General features: G+C 64.7%; 18 protein-coding genes. All 18 read left to right on the top strand.

Annotation, left to right across the window (positions count from 1 at the left end; translation table 11 throughout):
• The first annotated feature begins 29 nt into the window (after positions 1 to 29).
• The gene (gene secY / locus RNZ50_05280; GenBank protein MDT8854451.1) at positions 30 to 1391 is read left to right on the top strand and encodes a preprotein translocase subunit SecY; all 1362 of its coding nucleotides are present in this window, start codon (positions 30 to 32) and stop codon (positions 1389 to 1391) included.
• A 10-nt stretch (positions 1392 to 1401) separates the two neighbouring features.
• Positions 1402 to 2055, top strand: a complete 654-nt coding sequence (locus RNZ50_05275; GenBank protein MDT8854450.1) for an adenylate kinase — start codon at positions 1402 to 1404, stop codon at positions 2053 to 2055.
• Between the two features lie 183 nt (positions 2056 to 2238).
• Positions 2239 to 2607, top strand: a complete 369-nt coding sequence (gene rpsM, locus RNZ50_05270; GenBank protein MDT8854449.1) for a 30S ribosomal protein S13 — start codon at positions 2239 to 2241, stop codon at positions 2605 to 2607.
• Between the two features lie 13 nt (positions 2608 to 2620).
• Positions 2621 to 3010 carry a 30S ribosomal protein S11 gene (rpsK, locus tag RNZ50_05265; GenBank protein ID MDT8854448.1) on the top strand — a complete coding sequence of 130 codons (390 nt, stop codon included), beginning with the start codon at positions 2621 to 2623 and terminating at the stop codon, positions 3008 to 3010.
• 117 nt (positions 3011 to 3127) lie between these two features.
• Positions 3128 to 4144: a DNA-directed RNA polymerase subunit alpha gene (locus RNZ50_05260; GenBank protein ID MDT8854447.1), complete on the top strand. Its 1017-nt coding sequence runs from the start codon at positions 3128 to 3130 to the stop codon at positions 4142 to 4144.
• Positions 4145 to 4283: 139 nt separating this feature from the next.
• Positions 4284 to 4703 carry a 50S ribosomal protein L17 gene (gene rplQ / locus RNZ50_05255; GenBank protein MDT8854446.1) on the top strand — a complete coding sequence of 140 codons (420 nt, stop codon included), beginning with the start codon at positions 4284 to 4286 and terminating at the stop codon, positions 4701 to 4703.
• 379 nt (positions 4704 to 5082) lie between these two features.
• Positions 5083 to 5694, top strand: a complete 612-nt coding sequence (locus RNZ50_05250; GenBank protein MDT8854445.1) for an autoinducer binding domain-containing protein — start codon at positions 5083 to 5085, stop codon at positions 5692 to 5694.
• A gap of 57 nt (positions 5695 to 5751) precedes the next feature.
• Complete coding sequence (locus tag RNZ50_05245; protein ID MDT8854444.1) at positions 5752 to 6339, top strand: acyl-homoserine-lactone synthase; 588 nt, start codon at positions 5752 to 5754, stop codon at positions 6337 to 6339.
• A 66-nt stretch (positions 6340 to 6405) separates the two neighbouring features.
• Positions 6406 to 7806 (top strand): trypsin-like peptidase domain-containing protein, encoded by a 1401-nt coding sequence (locus RNZ50_05240; protein ID MDT8854443.1) that lies wholly within the window; start codon positions 6406 to 6408, stop codon positions 7804 to 7806.
• Between the two features lie 143 nt (positions 7807 to 7949).
• Positions 7950 to 9260 (top strand): replication-associated recombination protein A, encoded by a 1311-nt coding sequence (locus RNZ50_05235; protein ID MDT8854442.1) that lies wholly within the window; start codon positions 7950 to 7952, stop codon positions 9258 to 9260.
• 77 nt (positions 9261 to 9337) lie between these two features.
• Positions 9338 to 9715 (top strand): fluoride efflux transporter CrcB, encoded by a 378-nt coding sequence (crcB, locus tag RNZ50_05230; protein MDT8854441.1) that lies wholly within the window; start codon positions 9338 to 9340, stop codon positions 9713 to 9715.
• Complete coding sequence (locus tag RNZ50_05225; GenBank protein ID MDT8854440.1) at positions 9712 to 10758, top strand: RluA family pseudouridine synthase; 1047 nt, start codon at positions 9712 to 9714, stop codon at positions 10756 to 10758. The genes crcB and RNZ50_05225 overlap by 4 nt, the downstream gene beginning before the upstream one ends.
• Entirely contained in the window at positions 10755 to 11462 is a 708-nt protein-coding gene (locus RNZ50_05220) for an ATP12 family protein (protein ID MDT8854439.1), read from the top strand. The genes RNZ50_05225 and RNZ50_05220 overlap by 4 nt, the downstream gene beginning before the upstream one ends.
• Before the next feature lie 233 nt (positions 11463 to 11695).
• Positions 11696 to 12712, top strand: a complete 1017-nt coding sequence (locus tag RNZ50_05215; protein MDT8854438.1) for an amino acid ABC transporter substrate-binding protein — start codon at positions 11696 to 11698, stop codon at positions 12710 to 12712.
• A gap of 140 nt (positions 12713 to 12852) precedes the next feature.
• Positions 12853 to 14115 carry an ABC transporter permease subunit gene (locus RNZ50_05210; protein MDT8854437.1) on the top strand — a complete coding sequence of 421 codons (1263 nt, stop codon included), beginning with the start codon at positions 12853 to 12855 and terminating at the stop codon, positions 14113 to 14115.
• A 1-nt stretch (position 14116) separates the two neighbouring features.
• Positions 14117 to 15532 carry an amino acid ABC transporter permease gene (locus RNZ50_05205; protein ID MDT8854436.1) on the top strand — a complete coding sequence of 472 codons (1416 nt, stop codon included), beginning with the start codon at positions 14117 to 14119 and terminating at the stop codon, positions 15530 to 15532.
• A gap of 10 nt (positions 15533 to 15542) precedes the next feature.
• Positions 15543 to 16322, top strand: coding sequence for an amino acid ABC transporter ATP-binding protein (locus RNZ50_05200; GenBank protein MDT8854435.1), 780 nt, complete (start codon positions 15543 to 15545; stop codon positions 16320 to 16322).
• A 215-nt stretch (positions 16323 to 16537) separates the two neighbouring features.
• Entirely contained in the window at positions 16538 to 16906 is a 369-nt protein-coding gene (locus RNZ50_05195) for a 2Fe-2S iron-sulfur cluster-binding protein (protein ID MDT8854434.1), read from the top strand.
• Positions 16907 to 16911 lie beyond the last annotated feature (5 nt).

Below are 16911 nucleotides of genomic sequence, written 5' to 3'. Positions count from 1 at the left end.
CAGGCGGCGCTGTCATGAAAGAAATGAACATGGCATCTGCTGCAGAGCAAATGGCGGCGAACCTCAGCTGGGGCGCCCTGGGCAAGGCCACTGACCTTCGCCAACGGATTTTCTTCACCATCGGTCTGCTGATCGTCTATCGACTGGGCACCTACATTCCGGTGCCGGGCATCGACGGCGCCGCGCTGCGGTCGTTCATGGCGGAAGTCACCGGCGGGATCGGCGGCATCCTGAACATGTTCACCGGCGGCGCGATCAGCCGGATGGGCGTGTTCGCGCTGGGAATCATGCCCTACATCTCGGCCTCGATCATCGTGCAGCTGCTGGCCTCGATGGTGCCCGCGCTGGAGCAGATGAAGAAAGAGGGCGAGCAGGGCCGCAAGAAGATGAACCAGTGGACCCGCTACGGCACGGTCTTTCTGGCGACTTTCCAGGCCTGGGGCATCGCGCTGAGCCTGGAGGCGGGCGATCTGGCGCATGAGCCGGGCATGTTCTTCCGCGCCGCCGTGGTGATCACGCTGGTCGGCGGCACCATGTTCCTGATGTGGCTGGGCGAGCAGATCACCGCACGCGGCATCGGCAACGGCATTTCGTTGATCATCTTCGTCGGCATCGTGGCGGAAATTCCGGCGGCGCTGGCGCAGTTCTTCAGCCAGGGCCGGTCGGGGGCGATCTCGACCCCGGTGATCATCGGCGTGATGGTGATGGTGGTTGCGGTGATCGCCTTCGTGGTCTTCATGGAACGCGCCCTGCGCAAGATCCATATCCAGTATCCGCGGCGTCAGGTCGGGATGAAGGTCTATGACGGCGGGTCGAGCCATCTGCCGATCAAGGTCAACCCGGCGGGCGTGATTCCGGCGATCTTCGCGTCGAGCCTGCTGCTGCTTCCGATCACGGTCTCGACCTTTTCGGGGGCGCAGACCGGGCCGGTGATGTCGACCATTCTGGCCTATTTCGGCCCTGGGCAGCCGCTTTATCTGCTGTTCTTCAGCGCGATGATCGTGTTCTTCGCGTATTTCTACACCGCGAACGTCGCCTTCAAGACGGAAGACGTTGCCGAGAACCTCAAGAACCAGAACGGGTTCATTCCCGGCATCCGGCCCGGCAAGAAGACCGAGGAATATCTGGAGTATGTGGTCAACCGCATCCTGGTGCTCGGCTCGGCCTATCTGGTGGCGGTCTGCCTGCTGCCCGAGATCCTGCGCAACCAGTTCGCGATCCCGTTCTACTTCGGCGGCACCTCGGTGCTGATCGTGGTGTCGGTGACGATGGACACGATCAGCCAGGTGCAGTCGCATCTGCTGGCGCACCAGTACGAGGGCCTGATCGAGAAGTCGCAGTTGCGCGGCAAGAAACGTCCGGGGGGGGCCAAAGCCCCGACCCGGCGCTGACGGAGGGATCATGGTCAACATCATTCTTCTTGGGCCGCCGGGAGCTGGCAAGGGCACGCAGGCCAAGCGTCTGGTCGACGAGCGCGGCATGGTCCAGCTTTCCACCGGCGACATGCTGCGCGAGGCGCGCAGCAGCGGCACCGCGATGGGGCGTCGGGTCGCAGAGGTCATGGATCGCGGCGAGTTGGTGACCGACGACATCGTGATCGGCCTGATCGGGGAAAGGCTGCAGGGCACCTCGGGGTCCGGGTTCATCTTCGACGGTTTCCCGCGCACCCTTCCTCAGGCCGACGCGCTGGGGGCGCTGCTGGCGTCGCTGGGGCAGGGGCTGGATGCGGTGATCGAAATGCAGGTCGATGATGCGGCGCTGGTGGCGCGCATCACCGGGCGCAGCACCTGCGGCGGCTGCGGTGCCGTCTACCACGACCAGACCAGGCCGCCGAAAGTCGCCCGCGTCTGCGACGCCTGCGGCTCGACCGACCTGCGGCGCCGCGCCGACGACACGGAAGTGGCGCTGCAGTTGCGGCTGATGGAATACTACAAGAAGACCTCGCCGCTGATCGGCTATTACTATGCCAAGGGGCAGCTGGTTTCGGTCGACGGTCTGGCCGAGATGGATGCGGTTTCCGCCGCCATCGCCAAAGTGCTTGACAGCCGCGCCTGAAGCGTTGCCGCCCTTGACGGGGGCGGGAAAACCCCATAAGTCGCGGTGTCCCGCACGGGAATCGTCTTGACAGCGGATTTCCCCGCCAAACAGACAAATCGAGGCGGTCCCGGCCCTTGCCTGGACCGCTGTTGTGAAAAAAGGTTCCGGAACTACGGAACCGCAACATGAAGGAAGACACGTTTGGCACGTATTGCTGGCGTCAACATCCCTACCGCGAAACGGGTTCCGATCGCGCTCACCTATATCCACGGCATCGGACCGATGTTTGCAGAACAGATCTGCGAATCCATCGGCATCGACCGGTCGCGCCGCGTCAATCAGCTTTCGGATGCCGAAGTTCTGGCGATCCGCGAGTTCATCGACGCGAACTTCACCGTCGAGGGCGACCTGCGCCGTGAAGTCTCGATGAACATCAAGCGCCTGATGGACCTTGGCTGCTACCGCGGCCTGCGTCATCGCCGTGGTTTGCCGGTCCGTGGCCAGCGCACCCATACCAACGCGCGCACGCGCAAAGGCCCGGCGAAGGCTATCGCCGGCAAGAAGAAATAAGGGGCGCTGAAATATGGCACGTGACAAGACCCGTATGAAGCGCAAGGAACGCAAGAACATCGCCGCTGGCGTTGCTCATGTGAACTCGTCGTTCAACAACACCAAGATCCTGATTTCCGACGTGCAGGGCAATGCCATTTCGTGGTCGTCCTCGGGCACCATGGGCTTCAAGGGCTCGCGCAAGTCGACCCCCTATGCCGCGCAGATGGCCGCCGAAGACGCCGGCCGCAAGGCACAGGAACACGGCGTGAAAACGCTGGAAGTCGAAGTGCAGGGCCCCGGTTCGGGCCGGGAATCGGCGCTGCGCGCGCTGGCTGCGGTGGGCTTCAACATCACCTCGATCCGTGATGTGACCCCGATCGCGCACAACGGCTGCCGTCCGCCGAAGCGCCGCCGCGTCTGACGAACAGCACATAGTGCCGGGCCGCGCCACAAGCGCGGCCCGGTTTTCGGTATTTCTGATCCTCGGGCGTCTGCTGCTTTAGGACATGGGCAGGAGACAGGTATGGAGGTTACACGCATGATCCACAAGAACTGGCAAGAACTGATCAAGCCGACGCAACTGGTGGTCAAGCCGGGTGCCGATGCCGCGCGCGTGGCAACCGTGATCGCCGAACCGCTGGAGCGGGGCTTCGGCCTGACGCTGGGCAACGCCCTGCGCCGGGTGCTGATGTCTTCGCTGCAGGGCGCCGCCATCACGTCGGTGCAGATCGACAACGTGCTGCATGAATTCTCGTCGGTCGCCGGGGTGCGCGAGGATGTCACCGACATCGTGCTGAACCTCAAGGGCGTCTCGCTGAAGATGGAAGTCGAAGGGCCGAAGCGCCTGACGATTTCTGCCAAGGGTCCGGGCGTCGTGACGGCCGGCGACATTTCCGAATCGAACGGGATCGAGGTTCTGAACCGCGATCATGTCATCTGCCACCTTGACGACGGGGCCGACGTGTTCATGGAACTGACCGTGAGCCAGGGCAAGGGCTACGTCGCCGCCGACAAGAACCGCCCCGAGGATGCGCCGATCGGCCTGATTCCGATCGACGCGATCTATTCGCCGGTGAAGAAGGTCAGCTACGAAGTGCAGCCGACCCGCGAAGGCCAGGTGCTCGACTACGACAAGCTGACGATGAAGATCGAAACCGACGGCAGCCTGACGCCGGATGACGCGGTGGCCTATGCCGCGCGCATCCTGCAGGACCAGCTTTCGGTCTTCGTGAACTTCGACGAGCCGGAATCGGCGCTGCGGTCGGATGTGGAAGACGGGCTGGAGTTCAACCCGCTGCTGCTCAAGAAGGTCGACGAACTGGAACTTTCGGTCCGCTCGGCCAACTGCCTGAAGAACGACAATATCGTCTACATCGGCGACCTGATCCAGAAAACCGAAGCCGAGATGCTGCGCACCCCGAACTTCGGCCGCAAGTCCCTGAACGAGATCAAGGAAGTGCTGTCGGGCATGGGCCTGCACCTCGGGATGGACGTGGAAGACTGGCCGCCGGAAAACATCGAAGATCTGGCCAAGCGCTTCGAAGACCAGTTCTGATCCTGCAGGGTGCGCGTGACCCGCGCACCTTGTCCGAAATGCCCGGAAGGCCGGGGAAAACACGGGCACAACGCCCCAAGGTGAGCCGCCCATTCGAGGGCGTGCCGGACAAAGCAAAACAAGACGTCAGGAGACCATCATGCGTCACGCTCGCGGCTATCGCCGTCTGAACCGCACCCACGAACACCGCAAGGCGATGTTCGCCAACATGGCAGGCTCGCTCATCGAACACGAGCAGATCAAGACCACCCTGCCGAAAGCCAAGGAACTGCGTCCGATCATCGAAAAGCTGATCACGCTGGCCAAGCGCGGCGATCTGCACGCCCGCCGCCAGGCAGCGGCGCAGCTCAAGCAGGATCAGTATGTCGAACGGCTGTTCGCCATTCTCGGCCCGCGCTACCAGACCCGCCAGGGCGGCTACGTCCGGGTTCTGAAGGCCGGTTTCCGCTATGGCGACATGGCACCGATGGCGATCATCGAGTTTGTCGACCGCGATCCGAAAGCCAAGGGCGCCGCCGACAAGGCCCGCACCATGGCCGAGGACATGATCGAGGCATAATCCTGCCGGGCATTGGCCCGTCTTTCCTGCCGCGACATGCGGGGGGGCGCTGCAAATTCAGGGCCGACGGTTTGCCGTCGGCCCTGATATTTTTCCGGGTGGCGGCGCTTTGCCGCCGATCGGTCGCGTTGATGCCCTCCACCGGCGCGACGCGCATGACCTAGCGTCAAGTCGGCGGTCTTTCGCTTGGCCTTTTTGGCCGCCAAATCGGGCGGCCCGGCAAGAAAGCCTGCAATGCGGCCCGGATAGGTGCCCTCCTGCCGGTTTGCCCGGCACCGCCTTGATTCCATTTGAGATCCCGCGTTTACCACTCAGCTATAGCTTGTCGGTAACATGCAATTTAAGGTTGACGGAGAATCAGGAGCCTGTCGAAAAAGACATGTCTATTAAGTACGGCATCGATCTGGAACTGCATCAGTTGTCCCTGCTGGCACCGGCGGGATATTTTCTTGGTCTGCATATTCGCTTCACCTCTCCCTTGATGACGTTCCAGACCTATATACAGGACTGGACGGATCATTATACCGAACAGGGTTATGCCATGCGCGACCCTTTGATCGCCTGGGGCTTTTCGACGGTCGGCGTCACCCGCTGGAGCGAAATCGCCTTTCCCGACACGTTCGGGATCCTGAAGCAGGCTGCAAGCTATGGTCTTGTCTATGGCGTTGCCGTTGCCTGCGGCCCGGTATCGTCGCGCACCATATCTGGAACGGCGCGCTCGGACCGCGAATTCAGCGACCAGGAGCTGAAGAAGATCGAAGGAATCGTCACCCGGTTGCACGACATAACCGAGCCGCCGGAAAGTCTGACCGACGCGCAGATTGAAGCCCTGCGGCTGATCGCGGCAGGAGACCGTCATGCGGCCGCCGCTGCCAAGTTAGGCATTTCCGAAAGCGCGCTGAAAGCGCGCCTGAACTCGGCGCGGCAAAGGCTGCTGGCAAGGACAACCGCCGAGGCGATCCAGCGCGCCAAGGATTACCGGCTGATGTAGTCCTGTCTCCTCCGTAGCCCGGGCTTGGGGTTTACCAACCAAGCGGAGACTACGAACATGCAGACCACGACCCTTTCCTTTGCGAACATGCACAACCACGGCGAACTGCTTGCGAACCTGTTCCGGGCGCGCAAACAATCGTTCATCATCCAGAACCAATGGGATCTGCCGGAAGCCCTGGGCATGGAATACGACCAGTACGACACCCCCGCCAGCCGCTGGATCGCGGTGCACCAGTTCGGCGAGATTCTTGCGGGCATCCGCCTGACGCCGACCACCGCGCGCTGCGGCATCTATTCCTACATGATCCGTGACGCGCAGCGCGGCCTGCTCGACACCATTCCGTCCGACCTGCTGTATCTTGATGCACCTGTCGACCAGAACATATGGGAATCGAGCCGGGTGTTCGTGTCGCACACCACGCCGATGAACATCCGCCGCCGCGTGCACGCCCATCTGATCACCGAAATGACCAAGTCGGCCCGCGAACTGGGCGCGTCCAAGGTGCTCGGGCTCATTCCGGCCAACTGGCCGCGCTGGGCCCCGCGCTGCGGTCTGGAGGTCGAGGCGGCAGGCCGCGTGATGGACTTCGACGGCATCGACAACCAGTGCGTCTCGATCAACCTGGTCGGCAAGCTGCACTAGGCTACCGGTTGCAGTCCCGCCCCCGATACGGCATATCGGGGGCGGATCCAGCCATGGAAAACGGTGATGACCCGCGCCATCGCGACCCTGTTCCTTGCCGCCCTCTGTCTGGCGCAACCTCTGGCCGGGGCGGTTCGCGCCGAAGCGCGCGTGCCCGGATCGCAGGCCGAAATCGCATTCGGCTTCGCGCCGGTGGTGCGGGCCGCCGCCCCGGCGGTGGTGAACATCTATGCCAGCCGGGTGGTGCAGGAACGCCGCAGCCGGTTTGCCGCCGACCCGTTCTTCGACCAGTTCTTTGGCGACTTCGGCCAGACCACCCCCCGCGTCCAGAACTCGCTGGGGTCGGGCGTGATCGTGTCGGCCGATGGCGTCGTGGTGTCGAACTACCATGTGGTGGGCGAGGCGACCGATATCCGTGTGGTGCTGAACGACCGCCGCGAATTCACCGCACAGGTGCTGCTGGCCGACGAGGAAAGCGACCTCGCGGTGCTGCAACTCGACGGCGCCGCCGGCCTGCCCGCCCTGGCGCTGCGCGACAGCGACGGGCTCGAAGTGGGCGAGCTGGTGCTGGCGATCGGCAACCCGTTCGGCATCGGGCAGACGGTGTCGTCGGGCATCGTGTCGGGCCTGGCGCGCTCGGCCCTGCCGATCGGCGGCGGGCGCGGCTACTTCATCCAGACCGACGCCGCCATCAACCCCGGCAATTCAGGCGGCGCACTGGTCGATGTGGCGGGGCGGCTGGTGGGGATCAACACCGCCATCCTTTCCAAATCCGGCGGCTCGCTCGGCATCGGCTTCGCCATTCCCGCCAATCTGGTGCGGACCTTCCTGGAACAGGCGGCAGTCGGCCAGACCCGCTTCCAGCGCCCCTGGGCCGGAGCCTCCGGCCAGCCGGTCGATGCGGCTCTGGCCGAGGCAATGGGGCTTGATCGCCCCGAAGGCGTGGTGCTGACCGAACTGCATCCGGAAAGCCCGTTCCGCAAGGCCGGGCTGCAACCCGGTGACGTGGTGCTGTCGCTCGATCAGGGCCGCACCGACACGCCGCAGGAAATGCTGTTCCGCATGTCAACCATCGGGGTCGGCAAGACCGCGCAGCTGACCTACCGGCGCGGCATCCGCGACGCGACCGCCGAGGTCGCCCTGATCTCCGCGCCCGAAATCCCCGCGCGCGACGCGCTGACCATTACTGGCGATGTCGTGCTGCGTGGCCTGTCGGTCGCCCGCATCAACCCCGCCGTCGCGGCCGAGCTGAACCTGCCGATGACGGCCGAAGGCGTCGTGGTCACCGCCGTCGCCGAGATGGCCGCCCGCACCGGCCTTTTGCCCGGCGACATCCTGCTCGCCCTGGATGGCGCGCCGGTGGCCACCACCGCCAATGTGGCCGCCGCCGCCGCCTCGCGCCAGCGCGGCTGGACGATCGACGTGCTGCGCAGCGGCGCCCGGCTGCGCCTGCGCTTCCGCTTCTGACCCGTTCGCTTTCTTCTGTTTTCAAATATCCCCGCCGGAGGCTCCAGGCCTTTCCGCCAGAGCCTTCGGCGGGGATATTTGCACAAAGATGAAAGCCCGCGCGCCACCTTTCCCCCGGCAGGGCACAGGCGTAGTCTGCCCCGATGACCGACCTGTTCGACACCCCGCACCGCCCCGAGCCCGACGTGCCGCGCCCCTTGGCCGACCGGCTGCGGCCGCGCACGCTGGCCGAGGTGATCGGGCAGGGGAAGGTGCTGTCGGCCGAAGGGCCGCTGGGCGCGATGCTGATGGCGCGCAGCCTGTCGTCGCTGATCCTCTGGGGGCCGCCGGGGGTGGGCAAGACCACCATCGCGCGCCTGCTGGCCGCCGAAACCGACCTGGCCTTCGTGCAGATCTCGGCCATTTTCACCGGCGTGCCCGACCTGCGCAAGGTGTTCGAGGCGGCGAAGATCCGGCGCAGCAACGGGCAGGGCACCCTCCTGTTCGTCGACGAGATCCACCGCTTCAACAAGGCGCAGCAGGACGGTTTTCTGCCCTACATGGAGGATGGCACGATCCTGCTGGTCGGGGCGACCACCGAAAACCCGTCGTTCGAACTGAACGCGGCGCTGCTCAGCCGGTCGCAGGTGATCGTGCTGGAACGGCTGACGCTGACCGACCTTGAACTTCTGGCGCAGCGGGCCGAGCAGGATCTCGGCCGCGCCTTGCCGCTGACCGGCCCGGCGCGCGAGGCGCTGCTGGAAATGGCCGATGGCGACGGGCGCGCGGCCCTGAACCTGATCGAGCAGATCATGGCCTGGAAGACCGACAAGCCGCTGGACCGCGACCAGCTTGCGACCCGGCTGATGCGGCGGGCCGCGAAATACGACAAGTCGGGCGAGGAGCACTACAACCTGATCTCGGCCCTGCACAAGTCGGTGCGCGGGTCCGACCCCGACGCGGCGCTCTACTGGTTTGCCCGGATGCTGGAGGGCGGCGAAGACCCGCGCTTCCTTGCCCGCCGCATCACCCGCATGGCGGTCGAGGATATCGGGCTGGCCGACCCCCAGGCGCAGGAAGTGTGCCTGCAGGCATGGCAGACCTATGAGCGTCTGGGCAGCCCCGAGGGGGAGCTGGCACTGGCGCAGGCGGTGGTCTACCTCGCCCTCGCCCCCAAATCGAACGCGGTCTATACCGCCTACAAGGCGGCACGCGCGGCGGCGAAGGCCACCGGGTCGGAACCGCCGCCCAAGCACATCCTCAACGCCCCCACCCGGCTGATGAAGGACATCGGCTATGGCGCGGGCTATGCCTACGACCATGACGCCGAGGACGGTTTCTCCGGGCAGGACTATTTCCCCGAAACCATGAAGCGCCCGGTCTGGTACGCCCCGCAGGAACGCGGCTTCGAGCGCGAGCTGAAAAAGCGCATCGAGTTTTTCGCCAGGCTGCGCGCCAAACGACAGGGCGGCTGAGCCGGCCGGATTCTTCGTAGAAGAATCGTGATCCCTGCAAAGGTTGACAAAACGCCCCGCCGGGCACACAAGGCGCGATGATCTGGACCCTTACCCATGTTGCGCTTGGCGGTGCCATCGGCGCCTCGCTGCGCTATCTGGCCAATGTCGCGGTGATGCGGTCTTTCGGGCCGGGCTTTCCGCTGGCGACGGTGCTGGTCAACGTGGCGGGCTCGTTCCTGATGGGGGTGCTGGTCGTGGCGCTGGCGCACAAGGGCGGGATGCGCTTCGCCCCGTTCCTGATCACCGGCATTCTTGGCGGCTTCACCACGTTCTCGGCGTTTTCGCTCGATGCGCTGACGCTGTGGGAACGCGGCCAGCCGGGGCTGGCGGCGGGGTATGTCGTGGGGTCTGTGGTGCTGTCGCTGGCGGCCATTGTGGCCGGGGTTCTGACGACGCGGGGGATATTCGCATGAGTGCGGTGAAACTGATGACCGTTTCGGCGGATGACGGCGAACAGCGGCTGGACCGCTGGTTCAAGCGGCGCTTTCCGCAGCTGACGCAGGGGGCGGTGGAAAAGCTCTGCCGCACCGGGCAGGTGCGTGTGGACGGCGCCCGCGCCAAGGCGTCGGACCGCGTTGCACCGGGGATGGAAATCCGCGTGCCGCCGCTGCCCGACACCGAGGCGCCCTCGCGCCCGATGGCCGGGCGGGTCAGTGCTGCTGACGAACGGATGATCCAGGATGCGGTGCTGTTTCGCGACGAACACCTGATCGTGCTGAACAAGCCGCCGGGGTTGCCGAGCCAGGGTGGCTCGGGGCAGGGTGACCGGCATGTCGATGGGCTGACCGAGGTGCTGAAGTTCGGCTTCAAGGAACGCCCGAAGCTGGTGCACCGGCTCGACAAGGACACGTCTGGCGTGCTGATCCTCGCCCGGACCGATCGTGTGGCCCGCGCCCTGTCCGAGTCGTTCCGGCACCGCAACACCCGCAAGATCTATTGGGCGGTGGTGGCGGGCGTGCCGCATCCCCGGATGGGCTCGATCAAGTACGGCCTGATGAAGGCCCCCGGCCACGGGCGCGGCGGCGAGGGCGAAAAGATGCTGTGCATCCACCCCGCCAAGATGGCCGACTACCCGGACGCCAAGCGGGCGCACACCGACTATGCCGTGCTGTCCTCGCTGGGCACGCGGCTGTCGTGGCTGGCCATGTCGCCGATCACCGGGCGGACGCACCAGTTGCGGGCGCATATCTCGGAACACGGGCATCCGATCCTGGGCGACGGCAAGTATGGCGGCTCGGGTCAGGAAAACCTCGGTGACGGCTGGGGGGCGGGGCTGGGCGGCGAGCTCAGCCGCAAGCTGCATCTGCACGCCCGCAGCCTGACCATCGAGCATCCCATCACCAAGGCGCTGGTCACCTTTACCGCGCCCTTGCCCGAACATATGGCGCGCACCTGGAAGACCTTCGACTGGCACGAGAACGATGTGCCCGCCGACCCGTTCGGGCCGCAGCCATGACAGGCTGGGTGGCAAAGCGCTTCTGGTCCGAGGCTGTGGCCGACCCGGTCGAGGGCGGCTTTGCCGTGCGCCTTGACCAGCGCCCGGTGAAAACGCCGAACAGGACGCCGCTGATCGTGCCGACGCAGGCGATGGCGCAGGCGATTGCCGACGAATGGCAGGCGCAGCAGGGCGTGGTGAAGCCTGAAACCATGCCCTGCACCCGGTCGGCCAATTCCGCGCTCGACAAGGTTGCCCCGCAATTCGACGAAGTGGCGGGGCTGCTGGCCGCCTATGGCGCGTCCGACCTGCTTTGCTACCGGGCGGTGTCGCCTGCCGGGCTGGTGGCGCGGCAGGCGGCGGCCTGGGATCCGCTGCTGGACTGGGCCGAAACCACGCTCGGGGCGCGGCTGGTGGTGACGGCGGGCGTCGTGCATGTCGCCCAGCCGCCCGAGGCGATAGCCCGCCTGACGGCGCGGGTTCACGCCTGCTCGCCGTTCCAGCTGGCCGCGCTGCACGACCTGGTGGCGATCACCGGATCGCTGGTGCTGGCGCTGGCGGTGACCGAGCGCCGGGCGAGTGCCGCCGAGGTCTGGGACATCTCGCGCGTCGATGAAACCTGGCAGGCCGAGCTGTGGGGACATGACGACGAGGCAGGCGAATCCGAGGCGTTCCGCCATGCCGGCCTGCTGCATGCGGGCCGATTCTACGGATTGTGTGGATGACAATCCTGCCGAAACTTGTGGCACTTCAGTGCCCTGTTGCGCGGCACATGGGCTAAACCCAAGCATTTGCGACAAATTTCCGCTCCTGCGTCCTTTCGCTTGACCTTTCAAAGCGCTTCGGCCGAAACTGGCTGATACTGAGAGGGCAACCTCCGTCAGTTGTCGCCCTTGTCCTGTTGACGGGGCACCAGAAAACCGCCTGTAAACGGGTGGGAACACAGGAAGAGGTACGCATGAAAAAATCCGTAATCCTTGGCGCGCTGACCGTGACCGGCCTCGCGGCAGGCATGGCGGCTGCCGGTACGCTGGACGATGTGAAGGCGCGCGGAGAACTGATCTGCGGCGTGAACACCGGCCTGGTCGGTTTCGCTGCCCCTGATGCCAGCGGCAACTGGTCGGGCTTCGATGTGGCGATGTGCAAGGCCGTGGCGGCCGCCGTTCTTGGCGATGCGTCCAAGGTCAAGTATGTGCCGACCACCAGCCAGACCCGCTTCACCGCGCTGGCCTCGGGCGAGGTCGATTTCCTGGTGCGCAACACCACCTGGACCTTCTCGCGCGATACCGACCTCAAGATGGATTTCGTGGGCGTCAACTACTACGACGGTCAGGGTTTCATGGTCCGCAAGGATCTGGGCGTTTCCTCGGCGAAAGAGCTTGAAGGCGCCACCATCTGCATCCAGACCGGCACCACGACCGAGCTGAACCTGGCCGACTACTTCAAGGCCAACAACATGACCTACACGCCCATCGCGATCGAGACCAACGCGGAAGGCGAACAGCAGTATCTGGCCGGCGCCTGCGACGCCTACACCACCGACGCGTCCGGCCTTGCCGCCACCCGTGCCGCCTTCGCGGACCCGGAAAACCACATCATCCTGCCCGAGATCATCTCGAAAGAGCCTCTGGGGCCGTCGGTGCGCCATGGTGACAACCAGTGGGGCGACATCGTGATGTGGACGTTCAACGCGCTGGTCGCCGCCGAGGAATACGGCGTGACCTCGGCCAACATCGCCGATCTCGCGTCCACCACCAGCAACCCGGAAGTCAAGCGCCTGCTGGGCGCCGAAGGCGATCTGGGCGCCATGCTGGGCCTTGATGCGGAATGGGCGAAGCGCGCCATCGCCGCCGGTGGCAACTACGGCGAGATCTTTGCCGCGACCATTGGCGAGGCCACTCCGATCGGTCTGGCCCGCGGTCTGAACGCACAATGGACCCAGGGCGGGCTGCAGTATTCGCCGCCCTTCCGTTGATCTGAACTGACTGGGGCGCGCCACACCGGCGCGCCCCTCCGCTTTTCCGAGCTACAACAAGACATCCAGGATCGCGACGGGCGCAACGACGCCATATCGCCGGCCAAAGCCGGACACGCGGGCCTACACAGGGGAAACCGATGGTCAACGTCCCCGACGTGCCGAAAGCCGACTTTCGGCTGAGCATGCTGATATACGATACCCGGTATCGGTCGCTGACAATTCAGGTCGTGGTCTTTCTGCTGGTGATGGCCGGCGCGGCCTGGCTGGTGGACAACACGATCCGCAATCTTGAAGCCCTGGGCAAGGATTTCAACTTCGGCTTCCTCGGTCAGCGCGCCGGGTATGACATCAGCATGCGGCTGGTCGAATACACCAATGACAGCACCCACGCCCGGGCGATGCTGATCGGCCTCTTGAACACGTTGCTGGTGGCGGCCCTGGGCTGCATTGCGGCGACGGTGATCGGGGTGATCGTCGGCGTGCTGCGCCTGTCGAAGAACTGGCTCGTCGGGCGGTTGATGACGGTCTATGTCGAGATTTTCCGCAACGTGCCGCTGCTCTTGTGGATCCTGCTGATCTACGCGGTTTTCACCGAAAGTATGCCCGCCCCCAATGCCTACCGGCCCGATGCCGATGGTGTGGCGGCCATGTCGATGCAGTTCTTCGACACTGTCGCCATCACCAACCGCTACACCGCAGTGCCGGACCCGCTGTTTTCGCGCAGCCTGGGCAATATCGACATCGTCATCTTCAAGATCAGCGTCGATCTTCTGGCGCTTGTCGCCACTGTGGTCGTCAGCCTGATGGCCCGCCGCGCCCTGCTGCGCCGTGCCACGGCGGTGCAGGAAGCAACCGGCGACCGTCCGGTGACCTGGTGGAAATCGGTGCTGATCCTGGTGGTGCCGGTGATCCTGATGCTGGTGGCGCTGGGGTTCCACTTCGGATACCCCGAACTGCGCGGCTTCAACTTCGTTGGCGGCACCAATGTGCCCAACTCGTTCATGGCGCTGTGGCTGGCACTGTCGCTGTACACCGGGGCCTTCATTGCCGAGATCGTGCGGGCGGGCATTCTTGCCATCTCGCACGGGCAATCCGAGGCTGCCTATGCGCTGGGGCTGCGGCCGGGGCGCACGATGAACCTGGTGATCCTGCCGCAAGCCTTGCGGGTGATCATCCCGCCGCTGATCTCGCAATACCTGAACCTCACCAAGAACTCGTCGCTGGCCATCGCCGTGGGCTACCTTGACCTGCGCGGCACGCTGGGCGGCATCACCCTGAACCAGACCGGGCGCGAGCTTGAGGCGGTGCTGCTGATGATGCTGATCTACCTGGCGCTGAGCCTGTCGATTTCGGCGGTGATGAACGTCTACAACGCCTCCGTCAAACTGAAGGAGCGCTGAGATGACCTTCTCCTCCTACGTCCGCCCCGAGATGCTGCCAGAGCAGGCGCCGCCGATCCGCGAATCCGGCGCGGTGCGCTGGCTGCGCGAGAACCTGTTTTCCGGGCCGGTGAACACGATGCTGACGCTGCTCGGGCTGGCGATCGTGGTGTGGCTGGTGCAGGCCGCCTATCCGTGGCTGCGCCAGTCGGTCTGGGTTGCCGACTCGCTTCAGGAATGCCGCGCCATAACCATCGCCACCTGGGGCGAAGGCGCAACCGGCGCCTGCTGGGCGATGATCCGCGAACGCTGGACGCAGTTCGTTTTCGGCTTCTACCCGTCGCACCTGTACTGGCGGCCGACGGTGGCGCTGCTGCTTCTGTTCGTCTCGCTGGCGCCCATCCTGTTCTCGGCGGTGCCGCGGCAACTGCTGTGGCTGACGGTGATCTACCCGGCACTGGCCGTCTGGCTGATGTGGGGCGGGTCGTTCTGGGGGCCGGCGCTGATCACGCTGACCATTCTTGCGGCGATCCAGACCTTCCGCATCCTGGCCCGCAACCACGGCCCGCTGCTGGCGGCTGGGGGGGCGGCCCTGCTGGTGGTCTTGCTGTATCTGGACCCGCTGTCGGGCCTGAAAAACCTGATCGGCGGCGTGCTGGGCCTGTTCAGCGCCGACCCGGTGCTGCTGGATTTCCGCCTGTTCGGCTGGCAGGTCCGCGATGCCTTCCCGCTGATCCCGCATCTTCAGGCCGTGCTGGACACCGTGCTGCCGCTGTCGCTGGAGGCCGTGCGGTCCGACAAGTTCGGCGGCTTCGTGCTGGCGCTGACCATCGGCGTGTCGGGCATCGTGCTGTCGCTGCCGCTGGGAATCCTTCTGGCGCTGGGTCGGCAGTCCGACATGTTCCTGATCAAGGCAATGTCGGTCGGGTTCATCGAGTTCATCCGCGGCGTGCCGCTGATCACCCTGTTGTTCGTGGCCTCGCTGCTGTTGAACTACTTCCTGCCGCCCGGCACCAACTTCGACATCATCCTGCGCGTGATCATCATGGTGACGCTGTTCGCTGCGGCCTACATCGCCGAGGTGGTCCGGGGCGGGCTTGCCGCCCTGCCGCGCGGGCAGTACGAGGCGGCGGATTCGCTGGGCCTGAACTACTGGAACGCACAGCGCCTGATCATCCTGCCGCAGGCGCTGAAGATCTCGATCCCCGGCATCGTGTCCACCTTCATCGGCATGTTCAAGGATACCACGCTGGTGGTGTTCGTCGGCCTGCTGGACCCGCTGAAGGGCATCACCGACGCCGTCCGAGCCGACATCGACTGGAAGGGCATCTACTGGGAGCCCTACATATTCGTCGCCTCGATCTTCTTCATCTTCAACTTCAGCATGTCGCGCTATTCCATGTATCTGGAACGCAAGCTGAAAACCGACCACCGCTGAGGAGCCCGACATGACAGACCTTGCCATCGACCGCAGCCACATGCAGGTGACCGACGAGATCGCCATCCAGATCAGCCAGATGAACAAGTGGTTCGGCACCTTCCATGTGCTGCGCGACATCAACATGACCGTGCAGCGTGGCGAGCGGATCGTGATCTGCGGCCCTTCGGGTTCGGGCAAATCGACCCTGATCCGCTGCATCAACCGGCTGGAGGAACATCAGTCCGGGCAGATCGTGGTGGATGGCACCGAACTGACCAGCGACCTGAAGAACATCGACAAGGTGCGGTCGGAGGTCGGCATGGTGTTCCAGCACTTCAACCTGTTCCCGCATCTGACGATTCTGGAAAATCTGACGCTGGCGCCGATCTGGGTCCGCAAGACCCCGAAGAAAGAAGCCGAAGAGGTGGCGATGCACTACCTGCGCAAGGTCAAGATCCCCGAGCAGGCGCTGAAATATCCCGGCCAGCTTTCGGGCGGCCAGCAGCAGCGCGTCGCCATTGCCCGGTCGCTGTGCATGAAGCCGCGCATCATGCTGTTCGACGAGCCGACCTCGGCCCTTGACCCCGAGATGATCAAGGAAGTGCTCGATACCATGATCGAACTGGCGCAGGAGGGCATGACCATGATCTGCGTGACGCACGAAATGGGCTTTGCGCAAGCCGTGGCCAACCGCGTGATCTTCATGGATCAGGGCCAGATCGTCGAGCAGAACGAGCCGAAAGAGTTCTTCAACAATCCCAAATCCGAGCGTACCAAGCTGTTCCTCAGCCAGATCCTCGGTCACTGAAACCCGGCAGGATGGCATGAAGGGGGGCAATCTGCCCCCCTTCATGCATTGTCATGTCGGCTTTCCGACAATGCCGCAGGTTTTGTCTGCAAATCTGCCGCCCGATCTTGGCACGCCACATGCTTCCCCAACAGTGACGACGCGAACCCGGCTTGACCGGCAACTGCTGCCTGACCGCGGAAACCGTGGTGGGTGGCCACTCAAGGACGCAAGACATGGCAAACATCACCTTCTCCTCTCCGCTGCTGCACGGCAGCAAGACGCTCTACGCCGTCGCCGGCGATACCAAGACGGTTCTGGCGCTGGCCGAGGAAAACCACATCCCGATTCCTTTCGAATGCCGCGACGGCAACTGCGCCTCGTGCCTGATCGAGGTCACCTATGCCCAGCCGTCGATGCGGATGGGCATCGCGCTGACCGAGAAGGAAAAGCTGAAACTGCGCGAACTGGGCAAGCTGACGGCGCAGGAAATCGAGGATGCCGAGGTGCGCGACCTGCCGCCGCGTTACCGGCTGGCCTGCCAGTTCATCGCGCGGGACGAGGATGTGACGATCACCTTCACCGGCGAACCGGGCGGCGCCTGATCGGT

The organism is Paracoccaceae bacterium Fryx2, assembly GCA_032334235.1.
In the GTDB taxonomy this organism is placed as follows: Bacteria; Pseudomonadota; Alphaproteobacteria; order Rhodobacterales; family Rhodobacteraceae; genus JAVSGI01.
This window is presented reverse-complemented; position numbering and strand designations above follow the sequence as displayed.

Bases quoted from the DNA above. Each gene is read 5' to 3' on its own strand.
- RNZ50_05220 (MDT8854439.1), top strand. From the start codon at position 10,755: ATGACAGGCTGGGTGGCAAAGCGCTTCTGGTCCGAGGCTGTGGCCGAC.
- RNZ50_05250 (MDT8854445.1), top strand. From the start codon at position 5,083: ATGTCTATTAAGTACGGCATCGATCTGGAACTGCATCAGTTGTCCCTG.
- RNZ50_05210 (MDT8854437.1), top strand. From the start codon at position 12,853: ATGGTCAACGTCCCCGACGTGCCGAAAGCCGACTTTCGGCTGAGCATG.
- rpsK (MDT8854448.1), top strand. From the start codon at position 2,621: ATGGCACGTGACAAGACCCGTATGAAGCGCAAGGAACGCAAGAACATC.
- RNZ50_05195 (MDT8854434.1), top strand. From the start codon at position 16,538: ATGGCAAACATCACCTTCTCCTCTCCGCTGCTGCACGGCAGCAAGACG.
- RNZ50_05215 (MDT8854438.1), top strand. From the start codon at position 11,696: ATGAAAAAATCCGTAATCCTTGGCGCGCTGACCGTGACCGGCCTCGCG.
- RNZ50_05205 (MDT8854436.1), top strand. From the start codon at position 14,117: ATGACCTTCTCCTCCTACGTCCGCCCCGAGATGCTGCCAGAGCAGGCG.
- RNZ50_05275 (MDT8854450.1), top strand. From the start codon at position 1,402: ATGGTCAACATCATTCTTCTTGGGCCGCCGGGAGCTGGCAAGGGCACG.
- rplQ (MDT8854446.1), top strand. From the start codon at position 4,284: ATGCGTCACGCTCGCGGCTATCGCCGTCTGAACCGCACCCACGAACAC.
- RNZ50_05240 (MDT8854443.1), top strand. From the start codon at position 6,406: ATGACCCGCGCCATCGCGACCCTGTTCCTTGCCGCCCTCTGTCTGGCG.
- RNZ50_05225 (MDT8854440.1), top strand. From the start codon at position 9,712: ATGAGTGCGGTGAAACTGATGACCGTTTCGGCGGATGACGGCGAACAG.
- RNZ50_05200 (MDT8854435.1), top strand. From the start codon at position 15,543: ATGACAGACCTTGCCATCGACCGCAGCCACATGCAGGTGACCGACGAG.
- crcB (MDT8854441.1), top strand. From the start codon at position 9,338: ATGATCTGGACCCTTACCCATGTTGCGCTTGGCGGTGCCATCGGCGCC.
- RNZ50_05260 (MDT8854447.1), top strand. From the start codon at position 3,128: ATGATCCACAAGAACTGGCAAGAACTGATCAAGCCGACGCAACTGGTG.
- RNZ50_05245 (MDT8854444.1), top strand. From the start codon at position 5,752: ATGCAGACCACGACCCTTTCCTTTGCGAACATGCACAACCACGGCGAA.
- secY (MDT8854451.1), top strand. From the start codon at position 30: ATGGCATCTGCTGCAGAGCAAATGGCGGCGAACCTCAGCTGGGGCGCC.
- RNZ50_05235 (MDT8854442.1), top strand. From the start codon at position 7,950: ATGACCGACCTGTTCGACACCCCGCACCGCCCCGAGCCCGACGTGCCG.